Origin of the sequence: Thalassolituus maritimus (assembly GCF_900156675.1) — a bacterium.
GTDB lineage: Bacteria > Pseudomonadota > Gammaproteobacteria > Pseudomonadales > Oceanobacteraceae > Thalassolituus > Thalassolituus maritimus.
This window is the reverse complement of the sequence record NZ_FTOH01000002.1, coordinates 63,760-88,347: the sequence shown is the minus strand read 5'-3', so window position 1 is coordinate 88,347 and position 24,588 is coordinate 63,760. Positions and strand designations below refer to the sequence as shown.

Here is a 24,588-nt window from a genome sequence, read left to right as displayed (position 1 = left end):
CAACCTCAGATCCGGAATTTAGACGTTGAGTCCTGCAAATGTCCGGCTGCGCCCTGCAGATTCTCTGCGAGGCGAGCAAGTTCGGCAAATGATTGCTGAATTTCTGTGACGGTGTCGTTCATCGCACTGATACTTGAATGCGTATCCCTCACGACCGCCGTCTGCTCTTCTGTGGCCGAAGCGATGGTGAGTCCCATCGAGCTGACACTCTCTACGCGGCTTTTGATCTGAGAAATATGCTTGCCCGTCTGTTCGGCGTTCTGCTCATTCTGTTCAGACTGGGTCTTCGCCAGCGTCATTGACTGCACCGTTTCATTGGCGGCAGACTCTAGCCGATCAAGGACGTCGCGGATCTCGGTGGTCGCAGACGCTGTACGCGATGCGAGCGCCCGGACTTCGTCGGCAACAACAGCAAAACCACGGCCCTGTTCACCGGCTCGTGCGGCCTCAATGGCGGCATTGAGAGCAAGCAGGTTAGTCTGCTCGGCAATGGCAGAAATTACGTCGAGAATAGTCGACACATCGCCGGTATCCCTTACCAGTCGTTCCACTCTTTCGGAAGCCTCGAGAATCTGCGAGTTCAGTTCGCGAGAGTTATTGATGGTCGATTCAACAATTTTCAGGCTCTCAGCAGACTCATCACGGGTTTCCTGCATCACGCCACTGGCCTCGCTGGCCGATTGGCTGACTTCCTCGATAGATTTTGCCATTTCATTCATGGCGTACGTCGCTTCCGAGGCCTTGGTGCTCATGTTTTCGGTGACAGAGCGTACGTGGTTCGTGCTGCCGCTCATTGCGTTGGCTGCATCGCCCACTTCGGGTGCTACTTCTTTTACTTTGCGGATAATCTCATTGAGGCGATCCATAAAAGCATTGAAGTTGCGGGTCATAACACCCAACTCGTCTTCAGTCTGAACCTTCAGGCGGGTATTCAGGTCGCCGCTACCGTCGGCCAGGCCGGCCAGAGAGTTTTTCATGGAATTAACAGTGTTGCTGAACAGACGACCAATGTAGAAAATCAGCATACTGAGCAAAATTAAAAAAGCGACATTGGTCACTGTCACCATATTAAGGGTACGTGAACTACTGGACAGTGCGCCGTCGATTGCCGACGAGAATAAATTATCGACGCTGGCCTTGTGCTGTTTCAGCAGAGCGTTTGTCTCGCTGAGCAGCTCAGACTTTCTCGTACCCAAGGCCTGCAGCTGCGAGAAATCAGGGTTGTCGCTGAGCAGGTTATTCAATAGCTTGCTGGAGACACTCAAATATTCGGTGGCACTGACTTTGATCTGACTGAGAAGATCTTGATTAGATGCGTCAATCGTGAGCAGGCGTTCGATATTATTGAGGAGATTACCAACCGTTTCTTCCCCTAATGTCTGCATATCAGGGTCACCCGCGGTGACCGACTGAGTGAACATTTCATCCGCGCGTTGCAACAGAAAGCTATTCTGAGTTGCCAGCTGCACCGACTCGTAGATACGTTCTTCGAGGTTAACAATATACTCTTTGGTATCGTTAACGCCCTTGATGCCAATCGTAAAATTGATTGCGCTGGAAACCGCGTAAACCCCAAGTATGAGCATGATTTTGTGGAACACGCTAAGACGGCTGAACCAAGTCATGACTATTACCCTTATGTAAATCTGTCTATAAACAATAGACAAGGATATATTAGTCGGCCAGTGATTAGATAAAAAAATCGTGAAGTTGCTCCAACCACTATTAGGCCTCTAGTCCTACCTTGAATCGGCGAAATTTTCATTAGCGACTATTTCGATCATTGATCGTCGTCAGTTATCTCTTATCAATGCTGGAGGGGTCGGGATCGGTGGCAATTACTAGCTTTCGCGACGTTGTAAAGATAGTTAATACTCAATTAAAAATTTCCTTGGCATGTTAATGCGAGAGCGCCTCAGGAGGGGATGTGGCATATCTGACAGGTCAGTAAAAGTAAAATACTGCAAACAACTATGATTTTATGATCTATGGTTCTTATGAGTATAATTAATATGGAACTAACTCTATGCTTAAAATCAAACTTCCTTTAGTATCGCTGGCCTTGATGAGTGCAAGTCCGGGACTATTCGCCGAAGAACTGGTAGTCAATGGCTTCATGAGTGTTGGAGCAGGCGTACTGTCCAATTCTGAGGTATCTGTTAAGGGGTATGACGATGATATATCCTTTTCGGCAGACACTGTTGTAGGCGTTCAGCTATCGAAACAAGTGAACGATTCAACATCTGCTACGACCCAGTTGGTTTCCAGGGGGGGCGAAGATTATGATACCGAGGCGGCTTGGGCCTATGTGGCGTACTCACCTGATGATGTGACGACCCTTCGAATCGGTCGTTTACGTACCCCCTTCTTCTATTATTCAGATTTTCTCGAGGTTGGCTACGCTTATAACTGGATAAGGCCGCCAGAAGAGGTATACAGTCTTGACACGTTCTCATCTTTTAATGGGATAGATGCTTCGCGGCAATTTCTGATTGGAACCGCTGAATTGTTTACACAAGTCTATGTGGGGCGTCTACTTGAGGATTTTTCAGTAAATGGTACGGCCTATGAATTTTCTTTGCAAAATCTCGCAGGTGTCGTATTTGGACTGACGCTTGGTGATTTCGGGTATCGTGCTTCAGTACACACTGGCGACGGTTACACAGATTTGGAGCTTGGAGGAACCAGGGACCTTGATCAAGTATATGGGCTAGCAACCGCAAGTGGAGTTGGTGAGAAATTTGCTTTGGATGGCAAAACAAGTCATTTTTATGAATTGGCTGCAACTTGGGATAATGGTGATGTCAGCGCAATAGCTGAAGTAACTGCTTTAGAGCATGAAACCGCAATGCTTCTTGACGAAATGTCCTCTCTCTTTAGTGTAGCGAAGCGCTTTGACTCAACAACGGTACATTTGAGTTACGCATCGGTGCGAAGTTTGAAGGAATCAGATGCTACAGTAAGAAACATACAGTCTATGTTCGAGCGACATGATAGCAGCTGGATTCTCGGTGCTCGTTATGACTACGACTCCAGCGCTGCATTTAAATTCGAAGTTCAGAAAATCGAAGAAAAGATTCAAGCCGGTTCTACTTCGGGTGAAGACGGCATGCTTTATTCTGTCGCACTAGATTTGGTATTTTAAGGAGAGATTATATGAATTTGACTAAAATCTTATTTAGCTTAGTAGGCTCTACGTTACTACTGATAGCTCTTCCTGCTAGCGCTGGCACGGTTGTAGTAGTAAGTAGTGGCAATGGAATTACCGAGTTGGACGCAAGTGTCATCTCTCGCATATATTTGGGCAAGTCCTCAAGTTTTCCGAATGGAAGTTCCGCGGTGCCTATTGATCAAACCGAGGGGTCAGCACCGCGAAACGAATTTGCAGAGAAGGTCTTAGGGAAGAGTGAAAGTCAGCTCAAGGCCTATTGGTCCAAGCTTATTTTTACAGGTAAGGGAACTCCACCTAAGGCAGTCGGTGATAGCTCTGAGGTCAAGAAGTTGATAGCTGATAATCCGAATATGATTGGTTATATCGACGAGAGTGCGGTTGATGAGGCAGTGAATGTGGTATTTCGTTTTTAGTATGCTGAATTATGGCTCGTAAGTATGGACATGATTGAGGGGTACTGCGCTTTATTTACTAAATGTTGTCCGGTTCCTTTAACTTAACACTACTCTCTAATGCCCTGGTGAATCTTATGATGCGCCGGGGCTTTTCGCGTATACTTCCGCGCTTTGCTCGCCATTGTTTTTAACTCTCTATTTTTACCGGAGCCTGTTTCATGCTTACTTCTCTGCGCCTGAAGCCAAAGACGGAACGTCGTCTGAAGTCTGGCCACCTGTGGGTCTACAGTAATGAAGTCGACACGGCGCAGACCCCGCTGAAAAACATCACCGCTGGGGAGCAGGTAGTGATTGAGGCCGCGAGTGGAAAGCCACTTGGCGTTGCGGTGATGAATCCCGATCAATTAATTTGCGGTCGTCTTATCAGTCGTAGTCCTTCGCAGTTGCTGGATGCCTCGCTGATTGTTCACCGACTTCAGGTTGCGCTTAGCAGTCGTGAGCTCTGGTATCCACATCAGTGCTATCGCTGGGTATATGGTGACAGTGATGGCCTGCCGGGTCTGGTAATTGATCGTTTTGGCGATGTCGCCGTGATTCAGATCTCTAGCGTTGCGATGGAGATGCTGCGCGATGACATCATCGACGCTGTGCATAAAGTGGCGTCGCCTGCCACGATTGTGCTGAAAAACGACGGTAAGTTACGTGCGGTCGAAGGTCTGGACGAGTACGTTGATATTGTTCATGGTCAACTGGAAGACGATTGCGCTCCGCTGATCGAAAACGACACCCGTTTTATGGCGCCAGTCATTCATGGTCAGAAAACCGGGTGGTTTTATGATCATCGTGAAAATCGTGCACAACTTAACCGTCTGGTTAAAGGCAAACGTGTGCTGGACGTTTTCAGTTATGTCGGTGGCTGGGGCGTTCAGGCGGCCAACCATGGCGCCAGCGAAGTGCATTGTGTCGATGCTTCCGCACAGGCGCTGGATTGGGTTGAAGAGAATGCCGCACTTAATGGCGTTGAAGATAAGCTGCATTGCTGGGAAGGGGATGCCTTCGCTGCTCTGAAGCAATTGCGCGATAACGGAGAGCGGTTCGATATCGTTGTTGTCGATCCACCTGCATTTATTCCACGTCGTAAAGATGTAAAAGCAGGGGAGCAGGCGTATAAGCGCATCAACCAGATTGCGATGAGACTTCTGAATAAAGACGGCATGATCGTTGCGGGCTCATGCTCTATGCATCTGGCCGATGACCGTCTGCCGGATATACTGCGGGTTCTGGGCCGTGAACTCGACCGTGAAGTTCTGATTCAGCATGTGGGCTCTCAAGGGGCAGACCACCCAGTGCAGCCAGCCATTCCAGAAACGCGCTATCTCAAGGCGGTGTTTGCGCGCGTATTGCCAACGCGCTGAATCTGATCAGCCACTCGCTGGGATTTTAAGACCCAGCTGATCGTTGATCTGCTTCAGTGTGATCAGCAGTTCCAGCATTTGTTGACGGCAGTCAGATTGGCCGTCAGGGTAAGACACCGCTGTTTGCCAGCCAGCAATACAGGCCGTATCGGCACTGGTCAGAGTGATAACTTCGGCCAGTAGCGCCATGTCCCTTTCTTGTTTACGCGCAGTCAGTAGAGGCTGCAGGCCACTCGTCCCATCTTCTGAAATCAGCACCTGACGAATCCCGCGCAGAATGGCCTCGACATCCACAGGAGTTCCGCCGCTGAAAGGACTGCTGCCGACGTCCGTCAGGTAGTTCTGCAGCAGGTCCTGCTCAATAATCCGGTTTACCGTCAGCAGGCTGGCCTGCAGTGTTTCGGCTGGGGTTACGGTGGAAAGTAACTGAGCATAATAGCCTCGAGCCTCGGGAGAGGGTGCCCAGCGCATCTGGAGGCGTTGTAAATCAGCTATCAGAATATCGGCCAAGGTAGCCAGGTAGTCTCCGCGGCGTTGCTGATGCGTCACCGGGCTGGTGTCCCCTTCTTCGGGTTTCGTGGCATTGATATCGAAATCAGACGCCGGGCGCTGTCCATCTTCACCCCAGAGAATGAACTCAATCGCGTGATAGCCAACACTGACGTAGGTAGCGTCAGAGAACTGATGCTGCGCCAGCAGCGACTCTCTGTCTATTGTCAGAGTCGTATCATTAACGATGCCCGTAAAGGGGTACCCCTCGAGGTAATCGATATAGCCGGGCTCGATGGGCCAGCTGTTTAACTGCTGGGCCAGGTGGCGACGTGTGAGTTTGGCGGCGAACCATTCACTCGGCTCCCGCACAGGAATATCGGAAGCAGCGAGTGACGAAAGGTACGCTGAATAACTCGCACGCCAATGGCCTCTGGCCTCGTTGAGTCGTTCAGGGGTCGCATTTTTGCGTAGCGCCACCGTACTGGATTGCAGCGCCTGCGCCGCCTCAACAGATTTGGAGAGCTGAGCGTAAGCAATATTGATCAAGCGTTCCGAATAAGCCTCGTCGACGCCAAGGCTTGCGGGCTCTGGGAGACTGGAAACCTCCGTACTCATAGGCTTGTTGTGCTCTCCGTCAGTACAGGCAGAGAGCAACATCAGAGATCCCAGCAGAACGGAGGCAACACGCTTCATCGATCAGTCTTCTCTACCGTTAACTCAGTCTTTTCGCAGACTGATGACGGGCCAGCCACTGGCTTCCGCTTCCGCCTGCAGAGTTGGGTCCGGATCGACAGCAACCGGGTGATCGACCAGACGCAGAAGTGGCAGGTCATTATGGGAATCACTGTAGAAATAACTGCCTTCCATGTCGTGGCTATGCTCTTCCATCCAGCTTTTCAGGCGGGTCACTTTACCGTCCTGAAAACTCGGTATACCAACGGTCTTTCCGGTATAGCGGCCATCAACCACTTCCGGGTGCGGCGCGATAATGTGAGCAATGCCCAGGCGCTCTGCGATCGGATAGGTTACAAAGCCATTGGTGGCCGTAATAATCAACAGGGTATCGCCGCGCTCTTCGTGGTGACGGATCAGATCCCTGGCCTTCTGGCTGACCAGAGGTTCAATGCGGTCGTTGAGGAATATGTCGCGCTCCGCATGCATATGGTCAGCGTCGTATTCCGTCAATGGACGCATGGCAAATTCGAGATACTCGTGGATATCCAGACTGCCCGCTTTGTACTGTTCGTAAAAATGATCGTTGCGGCGCTGGTGGACTTCCGGATCGACCAGACCGCGGTCGACGAGGAATTGGCCCCAGGCGTGGTCGCTGTCGCCAGAGAGAAGCGTATGGTCGAGATCAAATATTGCTAATGCCACGGTAACCGGCCCTGTATTGGCAGATGAATCAGAAACAGATCGCTATTCTAGCGGGAACAAGCCATACTTTCCTTATTATGTTTTACGCACCCGACGTGCGCCCTTGATCTTTGCGATAAAATCGGCAAGGTTGAGTGAATAGATAGAGTTGGATGGCATTGTGATAGACGAGCATGGGTATCGTCCGAACGTCGGCATCATCATCTGCAATGCAATGGGGCAGGTGCTGTGGGCCCGTCGGATTGGTCAGAATGCCTGGCAATTCCCACAGGGGGGAATAAAACGCGGAGAGTCGCCGGAGAAAGCACTGTATCGTGAACTTCAGGAAGAAGTGGGTCTTTTACCCGAGCACGTGCAGATCATCGGTTCTACCCGCGGTTGGCTGCGCTACCGCCTGCCAAAGCGGATGGTCAGACGCGACAAGCGCCCTGTGTGTGTTGGGCAGAAGCAAAAATGGTACTTGCTGAAGTTGCTGGCAGAGGAATCAGAGATTAACCTCTCAGCGACGGGCAACCCCGAATTTGATGGGTGGAACTGGGTGAGTTATTGGTTCCCTCTTGGTGAAGTCGTTGCCTTTAAGCGCGATGTCTACCGTCGCGCACTGGCGGAACTGGCACCGCGTATTGCAAGGTTGCAACGTAAGTCCGGCTGAGTCCGGAGATAATAACAACGAACGAGATAAACTGAGCCTAATAGCGAGGCCAGAACAGAAAACATGCTCGATATACTGAGACGTATCGTACAGGAGGTCAGCTCAGTCACCGAACTGAGTGAGGCCCTCAAGGTAGTGGTTGCCCGTATCCGCGAGGCGATGCAGACCGAGGTATGCTCAGTATATCTGTATGAGCCTGATGAAAAGCGCTACGTTCTGATGGCGACCGAAGGTCTGCGTCAGGACGCTGTGGGTAAGGTCAGCCTTGCTGGCTCGCAGGGCCTTGTTGGCCTCGTAGGTACCCGCGAAGAACCCCTGAATATCGATAATGCTCCTGAGCATCCCCGTTTTCAGTACCTGTCTGAGACCGGGGAAGATCCTTTTATGTCCTTCCTTGGCGTACCGATTATCCACCACAAACGCCTGTTGGGCGTGATGGTGGTACAGCAGCGCGACAGCCGTCAGTTTGATGCTGGTGAAGAGGCGTTTCTGGTCACCATGTCGGCGCAGCTGGCGGGCGTGATTGCTCATGCCGAAGCGACCGGCAATATCCTTCATATTCCACAGACAGCCACCGAACCGAAAAAGAGTACCCGCTTCACCGGTGCTCCGGGTGCGCCCGGCGTCGGTCTTGGTACGGGTGTGGTTATTTCACCCGCGGCAGACCTATCGGGAGTGGTTGATCGTGAACCCGAGTCGGTCGAGATCGAACTGGAGCGCTTTGATCTTGCGCTGGAAGCCGCGCGAGAAGAGATACGCTCGTTAGGTGGCAAGCTTAAAGGCGAACTGCGCCCCGAAGAAATGGCTCTGTTCGACGTGTATCTGAACATGTTGGACGACAACGCTCTGGGTGCTGAGGTCAAAGTTGCGATCAACAAGGGCAACTGGGCTCAGGGGGCACTGCGTCAGGTAGTCATGGAGTACGTCGGTCACTTCCAGATGATGGAAGATGCTTACCTGCGCGAACGAGCTACCGATATTCTCGACCTTGGTACACGTATTCTTGCGCATTTACAGGGCAACGAAGCGACCTCGCGCCCGGACGATTACCCTCATGATACTATTCTGGTCAGCGAAGAACTGACGCCCGCCATGTTGGGTGAAGTGCCGACTGAAAAGTTGCGCGCTATGGTGTCGGTGAAAGGCTCTTCCAACTCTCACGTGGCGATTCTGGCGCGTGCTATGGGTATCCCGACTGTGATGGGTGCCGTAGACTTGCCGCATGCTCAACTTGATGGCAAAGACCTGATCGTTGATGGCTACCGTGGCCTTCTGTTCTCGAATCCAAATGATGAATTGCGTGAGCAGTACTATGCCATCTACGAAGAAGAGCAGGCGCTTGCCGAAGATCTTGAGGGCCTGCTGCATCAACCGGCCGAAACTCTCGATGGACATCGCATTCCCCTTTGGGTGAATACTGGCCTGATTACAGATGCGTTGCGCAGTCGTGATCGGGGTGCCGAAGGGGTGGGCCTGTACCGTACCGAAGTGCCGTTCATGATGAAGGATCGCTTCCCGTCGGAGAGTGAGCAGCAGGAGATTTACCGGGAGCAGCTCGAGACGTTCAGTCCAGACCCGGTGACTATGCGTACGCTGGATATTGGTGGGGATAAGGCGCTCACGTACTTCCCTATCAATGAGGCAAACCCGTTTCTCGGCTGGCGCGGTATTCGCGTTACCCTCGATCATCCTGAGATTTTCCTGGTGCAGGTACGCGCCATGATGAAGGCCAGTGAAGGCCTCAATAATCTTCGTATCATGCTGCCGATGATCAGCAACGTTGCTGAAGTGGATACGGCATTGCACCTCATTTACCGTGCGCATGTAGAAACACTCGAAGAAGGTTTTAAGGTCGAGATGCCTGAAGTTGGCGTTATGGTGGAAGTTCCTGCGGCTGTTTATCAGATCAAGGATCTGGCTCAGCGCGTCGACTTCCTGTCGGTCGGCAGTAATGACCTGACGCAGTATCTGCTTGCCGTTGACCGTAACAACCCTCGTGTTGCTGATCTCTATCAGGCGTTTCATCCTGGGGTTCTGCAGGCACTGAAACGCATCGTCGATGATGCCAAAGCGGAGGGTAAACCTGTCAGTGTCTGTGGTGAGCTGGCAGGTAACCCCATGGGCGCTGTCCTGCTGATGGCAATGGGCTATGACTGCCTGTCGATGAACGCGACTAACTTGCCGAAAGTGAAGTCGGTACTGCGTGGCATCAGCCGTGAATGGGCAGAGAAACTACTCGAAGAAGTCATCACCATGGAGAGTGGTGAAGTCATCGCATCAACCTTGCAGCTGATGCTGGAGAAGGCCGGTTTCGGACGTATTATCGGCCCGAATGTCGGCCTGAATTAAAACCTTCTCAGGGGATTAACCCTGCCAGCGGCGAACCCGTCCGGTGTCAAGGTGAACGAACCCGCTGTCTGGATAGTAACCAACGCCACCGCTTCTTAATTCCAGCGCCGCACGATGCAGTTCTTTATGAGATACGCCAGGGATGCGCAGGTCGATTGCGCGCCCCTGCATATGCAGACTTTTCTTCGCGACGCCTGAAGAGCCGTTACGCAAAGCGGCATTGGTCTTCGGCGAGCGGTAACCCGAGATGATGTACATCGGCTTATTGGGTGAGAGGCGGGTCTGCAGTTCGTACAGATCCTGATACAGCTGTCGATCCATCGCCATCACGTCGTTGGCACGGAAATCACGAACCAGCATATCGATCATTTCAATTTCGCTGTCGATAAACTGACCCTGAGACCAGAAGGTACTTTTAACCGTTTCGCCTGTGTGGATGTTGTACAGGCTTAATGTGCGATCCGGGCCTGCTTGTGCGATTGATTCACCGGCGGCGTAGGCGTTAGTCGAGAGGCCTGTCATACCTGCAGCAGAAACAGCGGCAAACTGTTGCAGAAAACGGCGACGGTCCAGCATGTTCTGACTCCTGTTACATAGGGGTTACAGTGAAAAGTCAGTATGCCAAATCTCCCGAAGAAAAAATCTGAACTAGTTCATCAGTAAGTTCGCTACGACAGGAGTGTCACGTCCGTATTTCGTAAATACACGCCAAGATGTAAGCAGATGTTACAGGCTGGCGTGGGTGGCGGTTCCGCCAATAAGGTCGCGCTGATAAACGTCATCGCGAATCTGCAGGGTGCCGTCATCGTCGACCCAGGTCGTCCAGTACATGAGGTGTACGGGCACAGGGTCTTTGATCCGGATACGGCTGGTACGGTTGTGATCAATGGCCTCATCAATGCGTCCCCGGTGCCAACCATCCTGAGATTGCAGTAGCTTCTCAGCCAGCAGACGAGGTTTTTCTACCCGCACACAGCCTGAGCTGAGGGCGCGTTGATCTCGTGCGAACAGCTCGGGGCTTGAGGTGTCGTGCAGGTAAATGCTCTGGTCGTTGGGAAACAGAAACTTCACTGTCCCCAGTGCGTTGAGCTTACCTGGTCGCTGCACAAAGGTGTAAGGCAGGTTGCGACCGCTGTAATTCTTCCAGTTAATGTCGTCAGCCGAGACGTGAACGGCGGAACCGTTGCGCCACTGCAGAACATCAAACCCTTTCTCTTTAAGGTAATCCGGATTGCGCTTCAGTTTGGGCAACAGATATGAGCTGGCAATACGCGGGGGTACAGTCCAGGTCGGGGCAATTTCAATAATCCGCATCAGGTCTGTCATGACGGGGGTGCGTCGGTCGAGTCGACCAATGATGACCTTCATCTCCAGTTCCGGCGAACCACCGTTCATCAGGCGCATCGAGTAGTCGGCCATATTGACCATGATGTGGCGATCGCCGAGATCATTAGGGAGCTGGCGCCAGCGCTTCATGTTCAGAGCGATGCGCTGAGCTGTCTGGTAGGGCGGAATGTTCAGGCGATCAATGGTTTCTTTATTGAGCTTGCCCGTGCTTTCTAACTTGTGTCGCTGCTGGAAGCTACTAATGGCGGCCCGCATTGGTCCATCGAACAGATACTCTGGCTTGCTCAGATCGGGATTTTTCTCCCGCGCTGGGGCGCGTAAAGTCTTTTCGCTCTTATCCCCGAGGAACCAGGCCAGAGTGCCTTTGGGCAGATCGCCATACTGGTCGAGCAGCCAACGCAGATACGGGACCTCGACATGGCGGTCGCCAGCATTCAGGGTCAGCTCGTGAGAAATAGGGCGCCATCCGCCGCTTCGGTCGATATCACGATAGCGTTTCAGCTCGGCGCGAAGGCGTCGGTAGCCGTCGTGCTGGGGGGCCATGCCAGCCAGTAGTTCATCCAGTTTATTCTGGCGTACGGACTCATGCAGCAGGGTGATGATCTGTTCTTCTGTGATCCGGTCCTCGCCAGACAGAACGACCTTACGCATGGTTGGATGGTCATTCTCGTCAGCGTTGGGGATCAGTTCGTTATTGAGAGCCTGCTCTGCGTATGTCACGAAGGCATCGGTGAGCAGTACCTCCATGGCGGTGGCCTGCTCCGGCAGATTAGTAAGCTTGCGCATCTCGCGTTCAAGCGTATCCAATGAATAACCGTAATTGCGCCAGTCATCGACGGAAGTTTCTCGCAGAAGCTCGATGAGTTCATGTGCTTCCGGGCGCAGTTGGTAACTGTCCAGCCAGATAGGTTGGTAGTTACGCTTCAGGTAGAAGGGTTCCATGTTGCGGATGTGCCTGAGCCTGACTTCACCGGCGACCTTGCGGGCGCCTTCAATCAGCCAGTGCTCCATATGTTCCTGAGCAACATTCGGTGGCATAAAAGGTCGTGTATGGAGGCTTGCAGCCAGAGCAGCGAACAGCAGCAACACGCACACCCCGCCGACAATCAAAGGCACGCGGTGGGTGTGGCTGTTGGGTGTTTTACGATTTATACACGTCATAGTTTAAGTATGGACGTGCTTTTCGAACTCGCTCTCACTGTTGCGTATTTGTTTGTAACAACAGCGGACAGGCTACCTGTCTTTAATGGCTAATCTGTAGCTCTTCTCACCGACTTTTTCACCTTGCTCGTCCCAGGTAATTTCCTGTAAATCAACGTCGGTGCCAGAAGCGAGAATGCCGGTGCTACAGCGAGTGCCGTATCCCGGTGCGATGATAAACTGAGCAGAAAGAAGCCGCTCCCAGAGGATGGGAACGCCAGTCGCAGGCAGAGCGTCGTCAGGCCAGGGCTCACGTCGGCTCAGTAGCGTTGCTAATCCGCTGTCAGCCTGACCGAGCTGCTCTTTAGCAAGCTCTGCTTTAGGCCAGGGGCTATCAAGGTGAGCATTGCTCAGGCTATAGCGTCCGGGTGTCAGCAACGTCAGTTGGGTTCTGGGGTAGTTACTCAGGTACCAGAGTTCGCGTTCTGTACCGGCCAGTAGATTGAAAGGTGCATAGTTGCTGCAGTCGAGACTACTAAGCCACTCCTGTGGGGAAAGGCCTGACTCAACATAAGCAGTGACCAGTTCGCCGCGGGAAGCTGGGTTGTCAGGGCCAGCTCCGGGGGCCCGCACATTGGTCAGGGCTGCCCAGCGACCGGTGTCTCTGAAGCCGAGCCAGGTCCCGCCCTGCTCCAGGTCTTTGCCAGCGTAGAGTCCGGGAATACTCTCCCAGGCATGCATTGGCGCCGCCGGGCGTTTATAGAACTCGTCGCGGTTTGCGCTCAGGCGCAGCCATTGAGATTGACCAGGTTGCCAGTCGAAAACGATTAAGCACATAGCGGCAGTGTACACCAAGCACGAATGCTTCATAATGCCGCGATCATGAGGAAGAACCGATCTGTATGACCTTTTTACTTTATTTATTGGTAGGTGCGTTTGCTGGCGTTCTTGCCGGGCTGTTTGGCATTGGCGGGGGCATGGTGATTGTTCCTGTACTGATTTTCAGCTTCGCAGCGCAGGGCGTTTCCGCCGAGGTACTTACCCATATGGCCGTGGCTACCTCCCTCGCCACCATTGTATTCACTTCACTGAGTTCCGTGCGTGAGCACCACCGCAATGGAGCGATCGACTGGTCATTGGTGCGCAGTATGGCCGCCGGGATTGTTATTGGAACGGCGGCGGGTGTGGTCCTTATCAGTGAGGTGCCAGGGCCGGTACTGCAGAATATTATCGGTGTTTTTGCGTTGTTGCTGGCGTTAAAAATGTTCACCGGCTGGGAGCCACCCGGTAAAGGGGAGCGACCATCAACTGCCGGTCTCCTGAGTGCCGGAGGTGTCGTTGGCTTCGGGTCTTCATGGTTCGGCATCGGAGGCGGTACCTTTACTGTCCCTTATTTGTCATGGATGCGCTTCAGTATGCGTCAGGCAGTGGCGACGTCTGCTGCATGTGGGATTCCGATCGCTCTGACCGGAGCCGTCACCAATATTATTGCGGGGCAAGGAAATGATCTTCTGCCAGAGTGGTCTACCGGATTCGTATACTGGCCTGCTGTTCTGGGGATTGCTTTGACCAGCGTACCCTGTGCTCAGGTGGGAGCGCGCCTGGCGCACAAGCTTGATGCGGCGCTGCTGAAAAAGTTGTTTGCTGTGTTACTCTGCGTTGTCGGAATCCGCTTTATTTTCTTTTAACTGTTTTACTGTCAGGGAAGTACCATGCTGACCTATCCGGATATTAATCCTGTCGCGTTTGAACTCGGCTTTATAAAAGTGCATTGGTACGGCCTGATGTACCTCGCAGCGTTTGCTTCGGCCTATCTGCTGGCGACATGGCGTGCGAAGCAGCCTGGCAGTGGTTGGACCACGCAGCAGGTCTCTGACCTGATTTTCTACGGCGCTATGGGGGTCGTGATTGGCGGCCGCATGGGCTACGTCCTGTTTTATAACTTTCCGCAGTTTCTCGAAGATCCACTATGGCTGTTCCGTGTCTGGGAGGGGGGCATGTCCTTTCATGGCGGTTTGCTTGGCGTTCTGACCGCGATTCTGATCTTCTGCAAAATTCACAAGAAGAGTTTCTTTGACGTCGGTGATTTCGGTGCGCCATTTGTCCCGCTGGGTTTGATGTTCGGGCGCATCGGCAACTTTATCGGCGGTGAATTATGGGGCCGCGTCGCTGACCCTGAGCATGTGCCCTGGGCGATGGTTTTTCCGCGCGCGGATGAGTTTGCGCGTCATCCTTCGCAGCTTTATCAGGCTGGTTTGGAAGGCTTTCTCCTGTTTGTTATTCTCTGGTTTTATTCGTCTCGCCCTCGTCCGCAGAAAGCGGTCAGTGCGATGTTCCTGATTGGTTATGGGGTTTTCCGTACCATCGCTGAATTCTTCCGTGAGCCGGATGCACACATCGGCTTCGATATGTTTGGCTGGATGACCCGCGGGCAGATGTTGAGCCTGCCAATGATCGTATTTGGTCTGATTCTATTGATCTGGGCCTACCGTAACGGCACAAATAGCGGAGCTAAAAAAGCATGAAACAATACCTCGATCTGATGCGTCATGTACGCGAACACGGTGTATTTAAAGAAGACCGTACCGGAACGGGGACGTACAGCTGTTTCGGCTATCAGATGCGCTTTGATCTGAGCGAAGGCTTCCCGCTCGTTACTACCAAAAAGCTGCACCTGCGCTCAATCATTCATGAGCTGCTCTGGTTTCTGAGTGGTGATACCAATATCAGCTACCTGAAAGAAAACGGCGTATCCATCTGGGATGAGTGGGCAGACGAAGAGGGAAACCTCGGGCCGGTGTACGGGTCACAGTGGCGTAGCTGGCCAACAGCTGACGGCCGCCATGTTGATCAGATCACTCAGATTGTCGAGCAGATTAAGAATAACCCTGATTCCCGTCGCCTGATTGTCAGTGCCTGGAATGTGGGCGAAATTGAAAATATGGCTCTGCCACCGTGCCATGCTTTCTTCCAGTTCTACGTTGCTGACGGCAAGCTTTCCTGTCAGCTTTATCAGCGCAGCGCAGATATTTTCCTGGGTGTTCCATTCAATATCGCCAGCTACGCATTGTTGCTGCATATGATGGCTCAGCAGTGTGATCTTGAAGTGGGTGATTTCGTCTGGACGGGCGGTGATGTTCATCTTTACGCCAACCACCTTGAGCAGACGGATCTGCAGTTGAGTCGTGAGCCGCTGGCGTTACCTAAGCTGGTGATTGCGCGTAAGCCTGAAAGCATTTTCGACTATAAGTTCGAAGATTTTGTGATTGAAGGTTATGAGTCGCACCCGCACATTAAGGCGCCGGTCGCGGTCTGAGCGCCTGTTTTTCGTCGCTATTTTCTGTCTGATAACTGACGCCTGACTTTTGTGTTTCTCCCGGGATATTACCGGGAGGCCTTCTACACTCTCTGTATACATCACAGGGAGGTACTGTCGTGGCCTACATGAAACCCGTTCAGTTCGAAACACCCATCGTCTTCTGGCATTCCATTGATGATGCCGAGCCAGCGCTGCCCAGAGCCGTTCGCGTGTATCTTTGCGAGGACGGCAAATCACTCGCCGAAAGCTGGATGGAGTCAGAAGGCGTCATAGTGCTGCACGCGTCGACCTACAGTGAGAGGCTGGCTCAGATTCTCGAATACACGACGCAGGCGCTGCCCGAAGCTCCGCTGGTTGTGATTCTCAATTTTCCGGATATGCGTATGGAGCGCTTACTGGAACTGGGCGCGCAGGAGGTGGTGACCAATCCGGCCGAGCTGATTCCTGCCATACGCACTGCCGCAACAAGAAAAGCCCGTGAATGCTCGCTGCGTTCGAACCGCTACCTTGATCCGCTTACCGGGCTTCCAAACCGCTACCTGTTTCAGGACCGCCTCGAACATTCACTGGAAGCGCACAAGCGTAGCAAGCAACCCATGGGGCTGGTTATTCTGGATCTCAATCATTTCCATCGACTGAGTGAATCATTCAGCCATGCTGCGGGGGATGCTGTATTGGCGGAGTTGGGTGAGCGACTGCGTTCCGTCACCCGGAAGTCAGATACCCTGGCCCGGATTGGTGGGAATACGTTTGCACTGATCGCAGAAAACCTTCGGCAGACGCGAAATCTGATTCAGGTCTGCGAAAAAATCAGCGCCCAATTGGATGTGCCGGTGACCTTTCAGGGAGAAAAAATAAAGCTCTCTGGCAGTATTGGTGCAGCACTCGCTGGCGAGGCGGATCACGATGCGGGCAACCTTATTCTTCATGCCGAACAGGTACTGTCCGGTGCCAAGCAGATTGGACAGAACAGCTATGTTATCTACAGCGCCCACTCTGCCGAAGACCGCATCCGTGGAGGCCTGGAAAAGGCTATTTATCATGCGCTGGATAACCGCCAGATCTCAATGGAATACCAGCCGCAGATGAGCATGGATGGTGAGCGCATTTATGGCGTCGAGGCTCTGATGCGCTGGAATCACCCTGTGTTTGGTCATGTGCCGCCGGAGCAGTTTATTCCGGTGCTGGAGACAACCGGACTGATCGAAAAGTTTGGCATGTGGGCTCTCGAAAGTGCCTGCCAGCAGTTCCGCCAATGGCTGGATGATGGACTCATGCCCGAGGATGCCAGAGTCTCGGTAAATCTGACCTCCAGGCAGTTCTTTCAGCCTGATCTGGCTGATCAGATACTTGGTATTCTTGATGAGGTTGGTCTTGCCGGTAAGTACCTTACGCTGGAAATTACAGAAGCCATGATCATGGAAGGGAATAATCGCACGGCCGATACTTTAGCGCGTTTACGCTTTGAGAATATCGCCATTGCTATTGATGATTTCGGGACAGGTTATTCATCGTTTGCGAGTCTTCGCACATTGCCGATCGATTATCTTAAAATTGATCGCGATTTTATTAAGTCGGTGGGCGTGGACAGTGCGGGAGATGCAATCGCAGGATCGATGATTCATCTGGCACACAGTCTGAAACTGAAAGTGATCGCTGAAGGCGTTGAGCAGGAGTCAACACAGTCCCGCCTGGTTGGGCTGGGGTGTGATGAGTGTCAGGGGTATCTGTTTTCAAAACCGCTCGCTGCAGAGAGAGTGCCTGAATTTGTAGCCCGGTGCGCCTGACAATACTGACCTGCATCGCTATCATAGGCGCTGATTTTTTAGCGACGGGATTTTTCTGTGAAGCTCTCCATGATAGTGGCGGTTGCCGAGAATGGTGTCATCGGACGCAATAACTCATTGCCCTGGTATCTGCCGAATGACCTCAAGTACTTCAAGCAAACCACGATGGGTAAGCCTGTCATCATGGGCAGAAAGACTTACGAGAGCATTGGTAAACCGCTTCCCGGCCGTACGAATATCGTGATCACCCGACAGGCAGACTACCAGCCTGAGGGAGTTAAGGTTGTGAACAGTGTTGAAGCAGCACGGGAACTCGCAGAAAGCGTTTGCCTGATTGATGGTCAGGATGAAGCCATGATCATGGGAGGAGCAGAAATATACGCGCTTGCCCTACCGCACACAGACCGCTTGTATCTGACCGAGGTACATGCCGACGTTGAGGGCGATGCCTTTTTCCCGGAATACGATAAGAGCCGTTGGCAGGAAGTTGCTCGCGAAGACTTCGCTGCAGAAGGCCCTAATCCGTATAACTACAGCTTTGTCGTTTATGAGGCGAAGCCCTGACAGAGCCTGTACTCCTGTTGGCTTTGCTGCTCTTTAATCACCTCAAGGGTGAGTGACAGCTCGGTGCGCCAGTCGGGTGGATAAATTCCTAACTCAGGCAGTTTCTGCGATACCAGTGCAGAATTGTGCGGCCTCTTTGCGCCAGAGCCCGGTTGATTGAGCGGTTCAGGTATCAGGCGGCAGTGTTGATCAATCAGTCCGAATCCCTGTGCCTGGCGTAGAACTTCTCCTGCAAAAAGATACGTACTGGCCGTTGGCGTTCCCGCAAAGTGATACCTTCCTCTTGGAATACGGCCTTGCTCAGCGAGGTTAGCGATCTGCATCATCGCTTCGGCCAGTGCGACGGCGGGCGTTGGCGAAACGTAGGCGTCGCTAGCAATATTTATCCGCTGCGATTTCTGGGCGTTATTTAACAGCCCAGAGAGTGGATTCTTTCCGTATTGGCTGAACAGCCACCCGGTCCGGATAACAATCGCCTTTGCGCAGGTTTCCATAATGGCCTGTTCACCAGCGAGCTTACTGCGACCGTATTCAGACAGTGGGCAGGGTAAGGCACTTTCTGAGTAGGCGTCGGCCATCCAGCCAGAAAAGACATAATCTGAAGACAGATGAATCAGCCATGCGTCATTGTCGTTGCACCAGCGTGCCAGTGCCGATGGTGCTTTGGCATTCACGCTCCAGGCGCGCTCAGGCTGTTGCTCTGCTTTATCGAGATGGGTATAGGCTGCGCAGTTAAACACGACCAGAGGCTTGCTGGCTTCCAGAACGCGTAGCAGCAGTGTTTCGTTAGTGATGTCTAAAGCACTGTGGCTCAGAGCAATGATGCGGCGTCGTGACTGTTTCAGCGCTTGCTGTAAGCATTGGCCTACCTGGCCTACCTGGCCTCCCGCACCCGTGATCATCCATGTCATACCATTCTCCTTCGGTATTTGATGCGTATTGACCGCCTCACATTACCAGACCATAAACCCACAGACAGTGACCATCGGAGACATCAGAAGCATTCTGAGAATTGCTGATATTGTCACTCTTTTCTGACTTGGATAGGTGTGCCTATCTGGCCCTGACAATTATTTATAGTCGTGTACGTTCGTTCTTCACACACTTCCGTAAACTATCTGATTAATTCCTCTTAAAATTTGATGTCGTCAGCAGTTTCGGAAAATTTCTGAAGACCATCCAGCTGGAGCCCCTTGTGTCTGAGAAAACCTACGTCTGGGATATATTTATCCGTATTTTCCACTGGGGGCTGACTGTTTGTCTGGCGGGTGCCTGGTTAAGTGTTGAGCAGGGCTGGATGGACTGGCACCAGACCTTTGGACTGGCGGCTCTGGGATTGATCATTTTCCGAGTACTGTGGGGCGTGGCTGGGCCTGCCTATGCCAGGTTCAGTCACTTTATCCGTTCTCCGAAAGCGACACTGGTATACGCCCGGGATTTGCTCAGCGGAAGAGAGTCGCATTATCTCAGCCATAACCCCCTGGGTGCGTTGGCGGTGCTTGGTTTGTTAGGTCTTGTCGGATTTCAGGTTATTTCCGGCTTGTTTGCTACCGACGACATATTATTTGAAGGGCCGCTGTTTGCCTGGGTTAGCTATGACACCAGCTTGTTACTGACGGAACTGCATGAAATTTCTTTCAACATACTTCTCGGAATCGTGGTTCTGCATATTCTCGCAGTCCTGTTTCATCAGTTTGTGAAGAAAGAAGGTTTGATTCAGGGGATGGTTTCAGGCTCGAAAAGATCGGGCCAGTATGCTGACGGGCCGGTGAATAAAAAAGCCCGGGCGCCTCTGTGGGCCGGGCTTCTTTCTGTGGCGCTGGCCGCCGGAGCAGTGGCACTTTTACTCAGTCTTTAAAGTCGTCGTGGCAGCCTTTACAGGTGCGGGCAGTGGCTCCGAATGCTGATTTGATCGCTTTCATATCATCGCCTTTTGCAGCGACCGCTAAGGCGGCTGCTTTCTCGCTGAAGGCATCACCAGCCGCGGTGAAGTCTTCCCATTTGTCTTCAATCACAGGTAAGGCTGACGTGGCACTTGCGTAGGTGCCGGGGCGGAAACCTTCCCATGGCATCTGACTTAATGCCGCAAGCAGATCTGCGCGACGCGCGAAGTCTTCGCTGTCGAATTCAGCTTTACCTTTGACCATGTCACCCATAGCGCCGAAGTGCCATTTAACGGCTTTAAAAATGCCCTTACGGTATTCCACGGCTTCAAAAGGTTTAATATCGGCGGCTGCGTGGCCGGCGACACCCGCAAGTACGAGGGTCGCGGCAACTTTATAAAGTGGCTTCATCAGAGTTCTCCATCTCGGTAGTCGGTTGTACTGCTCAGTGTATATGAACCATCTTACGACGGACTGAGCACTTACTTTCCTTTACCCATGCCCCGGCAGAGTGAGACTCTCTGACGTTTCATGACGTTATCAGAGCTCACGTTTTGCCTGGGTCATGTCGCTCCAGTGAGTGATGGCTTCTTTGATATCGGCCTGGTTGAAGTCTGCGCCCACGGCCTCGCAGATCTCTGGTGTCAGTGCGCGCTTGCCTTTGCGTACTCCGGCCATTTTTACCAGCGCGTGGCCATATAGCTTACCTTTCACCATTAAGCGGTGTTCGAAGTAGATGTACTTTTCGTCCCAGGTCAGCAGCTTGGTGTGAATTTCGTAGCTGCTGAACAGGTTAAGCTCACGGATAAAGGTAATTTCCAGCGATGCCACTACCAGGTTGATGCGCTTCTCAAAGAGGTGTTTGAACCAACCGTTGTCACGGAAAAGGGTCCAGCGGGCACCTTCGAGAACATTCAGGTACTTGGCGTTATTCATGTGAAGGTTGTAGTCGATCTGGTGTGGCCAGACGCGCTGGCGAACGACCGAGGTTCCCTGCGCAGGAATGATTGCAGGCTCATTGCGTTTGATAATCGACTTGATGATCTGACCGAGCATGGAGATACAGCCTCATGAGTGATTCATTAGAGGCAGGCATATTACACCAGACGGTTGCCGGTGCATTGGCAAGGATGACGTTGATTGTCTTGAGTTCGGCCTGCCAGCAGGCAGGCCATCTGAATAGCCGGGTATATCAGGCGGAGGTCAGTGGGCGGTTTCGTACCCACAGTGTAAACAGGGTCGCTGTGGCGAACATCAGCAGGCTGTACACCGATGGTGCAACAGCCATTTCGGGGCTGGCCAGAATACCGGTGACGACCATGAGAGCCAGCGTACCGTTCTGGAGGCCAACTTCGAGGCAGATCGTTCGGGCCTGGTCCTCGTGGTGAAGCAGGGCATTGCCCAGCAGGTAGCCAAGACCCATAGTAATCAGGTTCAGCAGCAGAGTGGCCGGGCCAGATGCGACTACAAAGTCGATAAGCTGAGGGCCCAGATTAATACAGATGGAGATGATTACGAGAGCCAGTACGGCGACCGAAAAGCGCGATACCCAGGGTTCCATCTTTACAGCAAAGTTGCTGGCAAAGCGGCGGATCAGCATGCCGACAATTACAGGAATAACCGTCACAACCATCAGCGTAATCCAGGTCTTGGCCAGTGGCAGCTCGAAGGTTTGGTCGGCATTACCGTACTGATGAATCGCCCAGGCGCCCAGAATCGGGATAGTAAACGGTGTGATAAAACCGATGACGGCTGTCAGCGATACCGACAGGCCGACGTCGCCACGGGCAAGAAGCGTATAGAGGTTTGAGGTGGTGCCTCCTGGGCAGAGTGCGAGTATAAAGAGGCCGATCGCCAGGGGTCCGGTCAGGCCCGTCAATTCAATGATGCCGATAGCGATTAAAGGCAGCAATACCATCTGGCAGACCGCACCAATCATGAACGCTTTCGGCTGGGCAATCACGCGACCAAAGTCAGCTGGGGTAAGCCCCATGCCGACACCTGCCATGATCAGAATCAGGGATATAGGAAGAGCAACCTGGGTGAGAATCTCGAACATGGATGTTCCTGAATAAGTTGTTATTTAGCGACAGAAGCTATCGCAGCCCCGTGGGGATAGCAAGGTGGAATGACTCCTGCGCTGATAGTGGGTACCATGCGGCTTTGTTTGCGATAACAGGGATTTAAGATGGATCTGACAGCGTTTGCAGTATCATTTCTCGGCTTTGCCATTATGTATGCGGGCATCATTATGGCCCGTAAGGTAGACAGTAAAGGGTCGGCTTCGGTATTCCGTATTGGCGGTATCTTTATCGGCTTTATGATGGTGCCGATGCTGCATACGGCGTTGGGTTCACCGGTGACGTCCGCAGAAATCTCAGGTAAGTATCTGTTGGGGATGGTCATCGCTGGCTTCATCGTCGATTTTTTCGTCGTGCGGCGTCGCGGTTAAAAGTGAAGCGCCGCGATTGAGAGTGGAGCGTGGTAGCAGAAGGCTCTTTACTTAGTCTAACCTTGACCTGTTGGGCTTTCCGCGCCATTGTTTTGTTCTTCTCACGAATCAGATTCTAATAACAACAATGAAAATACAGTATGCAATTGGCGCGCTCGTGGGCGCCGCTGCTCTTTGCTCAGCGAATGTCTCGGCCAGTCAGTATCTGGGCGTTGGTGCGGAATATGGTGTGCTCAACGAGCAGTACTCAGGCGCTGACTATCCCATTCTGAACTTTGAAACCCGCTTTGGTATGGACTTCAGTGATCGCTTTTCGCTGGAAGTCGAAGGTGCCGTTCTGGGTAAAGACGATCGAGAGTTTGAAGGCGGTTGTCTGGATCAGACGGCAGTTGACCGCATTACTAACGATGTTTCTGTTGGCTGTGCTTATCTCGACAGTGTCAGTCGTCAGGCGGTGACCGTCAACTTTGTTCTGTCGCAGCCTTTTGTGAATTTTGATCTGTTTGCCGGACTGGGTGTCGGTGTTGTACGCACCAGCTATACCTTTTCAGTAGATAGCGTGGGCGTTAGTTCGACGGAAGCGTTTCAGGAGTACTCTGCTGCGGACGTTCAAAGGGCTGAGGATCAGATTAACTTTTGGTTAAGTCTCGCCGGCGCTGATCCGATCGACTTACAGCTCCCGGACGATGTGTCAGAAACCTCAATTGATCTGATGTACTCGCTGGAAGGCGGCATCCTGATTGATGATACGCACCGGTTGTCGGTTACCTGGAATCCGGAATACGGCAGCGAAGAAGTCGGCAAATATGAGTATGTTGGCTTTTCTTATTCATGGCTGTTCCGTTTCGACGATTTTTAAACCGACGAAACGTTTAAGCGAATCAAGCTCTGACACCCGGGTGTCAGAGCGTTTTAAAGAAGACCTTAGAGTTTCTCTGGAAGTTATATAACTTCTGCTTTTCCTGCGGTAATTCACTGACCTGCCCGGCTTTAAAACCGTGCTCAACAAACCAGTGCGCTGTTCGCGTCGTCAGAACAAAAAGGCGGTTGTAATGACGTCTTTTGGCTTCCTGTTCAATCTGCTCAAGCAGCCTTTGACCACGATTACTACCGCGATAGTCTCCATGAACAGCAACGCAGGCCAGCTCGGCTTCGTCGTCTGAGTAGGGATAAAGCGCTGCGCAGGCCGTAATTAAACCGTCGCGCTCGATGACATAAAAACGGTGAATTTCGGTTTCCAGTAATTCACGCGAACGCCGTACCAGAATGCCGTCGTCTTCTAATGGTTTCAGCAAATCAAGAATGCCTGCCACGTCATCGATGTTAGCAGCGCGCAACTGGTCATATGCATCCTGACTGATCAGGGTGCCGCTACCTTCACGGGTAAACAGTTCTTGCAGTAATGCACCGTCGGTCTGATAACTCAACATATGCACGCGCGGCACGCCCTGACGTACACACCGCAGTGCCATATCGGCCTGCCAGCGTGGGCTTCCCGACAAGGAGCTGAGAATATCTTCAAGCTCACGGCAGGTTAAATCTTCCAGCGCAGTGCCATCTTCACCGGTTAAACCGTCGTTTTCACCAAACGCGATCAGTTTATCGGCGCGTAATGCAACGGCAGCGTGACGCGCAACATCTTCGACGCTGAGGTTGAACATCTCACCCGAGGGCGAGTAACCGGAGCAGGATAAGAGCACGACATTTTGTTGATCTAACAGATGACTCACCGCCTGATGTTCAATACGACGGACTTCTCCTGTGTGCTGATAATCGACACCATTGATGACGCCGAGGGGCTTAGCCGTGACGAAATTACCACTGACGACGCGGATACGCGCACCATGCATCGGAGAGCCAGGAATACCGATCGACAGCCGGGATTCAATGTCTGCCTTAACCATCCCCACGGCCGCTTTTACCGCGCGCAGGGCCTCACCGTCGGTAATGCGCAGGTCGTTATGGAACTGGCTGGTAATATCCAGACGCTCCAGAACGGCATCAATCTGTGGTCGAGCACCATGTACCAACACGAGTCGCACGCCAAGGCTGTTCAGCAGGGCAATGTCCTGAACCAAGGTATCAAAATTAGGATGCAGCAAAGCGTCGCCATCAAACATGATGACGAAGGTCTTGCCTCTGTGCGCATTGATGTACGGTGACGACTGGCGAAACCACTGTACGTATTCGGTGTTGTCGGTCAAAACGGGACTTCCTGTTCTGCGTTAGTTGGTGCAAAGGGGC

General features: G+C 52.5%; 24 protein-coding genes. 13 read left to right on the top strand and 11 right to left on the bottom strand.

Features of this window, described 5'->3' with window-relative positions; all coding sequences use genetic code 11:
• Positions 1-5: 5 nt before the first annotated feature.
• On the bottom strand, positions 6-1,625 hold the full coding sequence (locus tag BW941_RS03260) for a methyl-accepting chemotaxis protein (RefSeq protein ID WP_076514254.1): 1,620 nt from the start codon (positions 1,623-1,625) through the stop codon (positions 6-8).
• A 401-nt stretch (positions 1,626-2,026) separates the two neighbouring features.
• Here BW941_RS03260 and BW941_RS03255 point away from each other — a divergent pair, with 401 nt between their 5' ends.
• The 3 genes from BW941_RS03255 (at position 2,027) to BW941_RS03245 (ending at position 4,982) form a co-directional block, all read left to right on the top strand.
• The gene (locus BW941_RS03255; RefSeq protein ID WP_076514253.1) at positions 2,027-3,145 is read left to right on the top strand and encodes a hypothetical protein; all 1,119 of its coding nucleotides are present in this window, start codon (positions 2,027-2,029) and stop codon (positions 3,143-3,145) included.
• A gap of 11 nt (positions 3,146-3,156) precedes the next feature.
• A complete protein-coding gene (locus BW941_RS03250) occupies positions 3,157-3,585 on the top strand; it encodes a type 2 periplasmic-binding domain-containing protein (protein ID WP_068440954.1) in 429 nt (142 codons plus the stop codon).
• Between the two features lie 200 nt (positions 3,586-3,785).
• Positions 3,786-4,982 (top strand): class I SAM-dependent rRNA methyltransferase, encoded by a 1,197-nt coding sequence (locus BW941_RS03245; RefSeq protein ID WP_076514252.1) that lies wholly within the window; start codon positions 3,786-3,788, stop codon positions 4,980-4,982.
• 6 nt (positions 4,983-4,988) lie between these two features.
• On the opposite strand, the gene BW941_RS03240 is transcribed toward BW941_RS03245, so the two are convergent.
• Positions 4,989-6,167 (bottom strand): imelysin family protein, encoded by a 1,179-nt coding sequence (locus BW941_RS03240; protein WP_076514251.1) that lies wholly within the window; start codon positions 6,165-6,167, stop codon positions 4,989-4,991.
• Between the two features lie 24 nt (positions 6,168-6,191).
• Positions 6,192-6,851, bottom strand: a complete 660-nt coding sequence (locus tag BW941_RS03235; protein ID WP_076514250.1) for a histidinol-phosphatase — start codon at positions 6,849-6,851, stop codon at positions 6,192-6,194.
• A gap of 160 nt (positions 6,852-7,011) precedes the next feature.
• On the opposite strand from BW941_RS03235, the gene rppH reads away from it, so the two are divergent.
• Together rppH and ptsP are read left to right on the top strand one after the other, a co-directional pair.
• The gene (gene rppH, locus BW941_RS03230; RefSeq protein ID WP_068440986.1) at positions 7,012-7,503 is read left to right on the top strand and encodes an RNA pyrophosphohydrolase; all 492 of its coding nucleotides are present in this window, start codon (positions 7,012-7,014) and stop codon (positions 7,501-7,503) included.
• Between the two features lie 63 nt (positions 7,504-7,566).
• Positions 7,567-9,852 carry a phosphoenolpyruvate--protein phosphotransferase gene (gene ptsP, locus BW941_RS03225; RefSeq protein WP_076514249.1) on the top strand — a complete coding sequence of 762 codons (2,286 nt, stop codon included), beginning with the start codon at positions 7,567-7,569 and terminating at the stop codon, positions 9,850-9,852.
• Positions 9,853-9,867: 15 nt separating this feature from the next.
• On the opposite strand, the gene mepK is transcribed toward ptsP, so the two are convergent.
• The 3 genes from mepK to BW941_RS03210 all read right to left on the bottom strand — a co-directional run bounded on the left by mepK (position 9,868) and on the right by BW941_RS03210 (position 13,176).
• On the bottom strand, positions 9,868-10,428 hold the full coding sequence (gene mepK / locus BW941_RS03220) for a peptidoglycan L,D-endopeptidase MepK (protein WP_076514248.1): 561 nt from the start codon (positions 10,426-10,428) through the stop codon (positions 9,868-9,870).
• A 150-nt stretch (positions 10,429-10,578) separates the two neighbouring features.
• Positions 10,579-12,288 (bottom strand): L,D-transpeptidase family protein, encoded by a 1,710-nt coding sequence (locus BW941_RS03215; protein ID WP_175607856.1) that lies wholly within the window; start codon positions 12,286-12,288, stop codon positions 10,579-10,581.
• Between the two features lie 144 nt (positions 12,289-12,432).
• Positions 12,433-13,176 (bottom strand): NRDE family protein, encoded by a 744-nt coding sequence (locus BW941_RS03210; protein ID WP_076514246.1) that lies wholly within the window; start codon positions 13,174-13,176, stop codon positions 12,433-12,435.
• Between the two features lie 65 nt (positions 13,177-13,241).
• Between BW941_RS03210 and BW941_RS03205 the strand changes: the two genes are divergently transcribed.
• The 5 genes from BW941_RS03205 to BW941_RS03185 all read left to right on the top strand — a co-directional run bounded on the left by BW941_RS03205 (position 13,242) and on the right by BW941_RS03185 (position 18,009).
• A complete protein-coding gene (locus tag BW941_RS03205) occupies positions 13,242-14,027 on the top strand; it encodes a sulfite exporter TauE/SafE family protein (protein WP_076514245.1) in 786 nt (261 codons plus the stop codon).
• A 24-nt stretch (positions 14,028-14,051) separates the two neighbouring features.
• Positions 14,052-14,864: a prolipoprotein diacylglyceryl transferase gene (gene lgt / locus BW941_RS03200; protein WP_076514244.1), complete on the top strand. Its 813-nt coding sequence runs from the start codon at positions 14,052-14,054 to the stop codon at positions 14,862-14,864.
• Positions 14,861-15,655, top strand: coding sequence for a thymidylate synthase (gene thyA, locus BW941_RS03195; RefSeq protein WP_076514243.1), 795 nt, complete (start codon positions 14,861-14,863; stop codon positions 15,653-15,655). The genes lgt and thyA overlap by 4 nt, the downstream gene beginning before the upstream one ends.
• Positions 15,656-15,783: 128 nt before the next feature.
• Positions 15,784-17,445, top strand: coding sequence for a putative bifunctional diguanylate cyclase/phosphodiesterase (locus BW941_RS03190; RefSeq protein WP_245820042.1), 1,662 nt, complete (start codon positions 15,784-15,786; stop codon positions 17,443-17,445).
• A 69-nt stretch (positions 17,446-17,514) separates the two neighbouring features.
• Positions 17,515-18,009 carry a dihydrofolate reductase gene (locus BW941_RS03185; protein ID WP_076514241.1) on the top strand — a complete coding sequence of 165 codons (495 nt, stop codon included), beginning with the start codon at positions 17,515-17,517 and terminating at the stop codon, positions 18,007-18,009.
• On the opposite strand, the gene rfbD is transcribed toward BW941_RS03185, so the two are convergent.
• On the bottom strand, positions 17,991-18,920 hold the full coding sequence (gene rfbD / locus BW941_RS03180; protein WP_076514240.1) for a dTDP-4-dehydrorhamnose reductase: 930 nt from the start codon (positions 18,918-18,920) through the stop codon (positions 17,991-17,993). The genes BW941_RS03185 and rfbD overlap by 19 nt on opposite strands.
• Before the next feature lie 284 nt (positions 18,921-19,204).
• Between rfbD and BW941_RS03175 the strand changes: the two genes are divergently transcribed.
• Positions 19,205-19,867, top strand: coding sequence for a cytochrome b/b6 domain-containing protein (locus tag BW941_RS03175; protein WP_175607855.1), 663 nt, complete (start codon positions 19,205-19,207; stop codon positions 19,865-19,867).
• Here the strand turns inward: BW941_RS03175 and BW941_RS03170 are convergent.
• The 3 genes from BW941_RS03170 to BW941_RS03160 form a co-directional block, all read right to left on the bottom strand.
• Complete coding sequence (locus BW941_RS03170) at positions 19,857-20,303, bottom strand: c-type cytochrome (protein ID WP_076514238.1); 447 nt, start codon at positions 20,301-20,303, stop codon at positions 19,857-19,859. The two genes, BW941_RS03175 and BW941_RS03170, sit on opposite strands and share 11 nt — an antisense overlap.
• 129 nt (positions 20,304-20,432) lie before the next feature.
• The gene (locus BW941_RS03165; RefSeq protein ID WP_076514237.1) at positions 20,433-20,948 is read right to left on the bottom strand and encodes a thioesterase family protein; all 516 of its coding nucleotides are present in this window, start codon (positions 20,946-20,948) and stop codon (positions 20,433-20,435) included.
• A gap of 136 nt (positions 20,949-21,084) precedes the next feature.
• Positions 21,085-21,951, bottom strand: a complete 867-nt coding sequence (locus BW941_RS03160) for a bile acid:sodium symporter family protein (RefSeq protein WP_076514236.1) — start codon at positions 21,949-21,951, stop codon at positions 21,085-21,087.
• 129 nt (positions 21,952-22,080) lie between these two features.
• On the opposite strand from BW941_RS03160, the gene BW941_RS03155 reads away from it, so the two are divergent.
• The gene (locus BW941_RS03155; protein ID WP_068442749.1) at positions 22,081-22,344 is read left to right on the top strand and encodes a hypothetical protein; all 264 of its coding nucleotides are present in this window, start codon (positions 22,081-22,083) and stop codon (positions 22,342-22,344) included.
• A 127-nt stretch (positions 22,345-22,471) separates the two neighbouring features.
• Positions 22,472-23,203 (top strand): hypothetical protein, encoded by a 732-nt coding sequence (locus tag BW941_RS03150; RefSeq protein WP_076514235.1) that lies wholly within the window; start codon positions 22,472-22,474, stop codon positions 23,201-23,203.
• A gap of 43 nt (positions 23,204-23,246) precedes the next feature.
• On the opposite strand, the gene argA is transcribed toward BW941_RS03150, so the two are convergent.
• Complete coding sequence (gene argA / locus BW941_RS03145) at positions 23,247-24,548, bottom strand: amino-acid N-acetyltransferase (protein ID WP_068442756.1); 1,302 nt, start codon at positions 24,546-24,548, stop codon at positions 23,247-23,249.
• Positions 24,549-24,588: the final 40 nt, after the last annotated feature.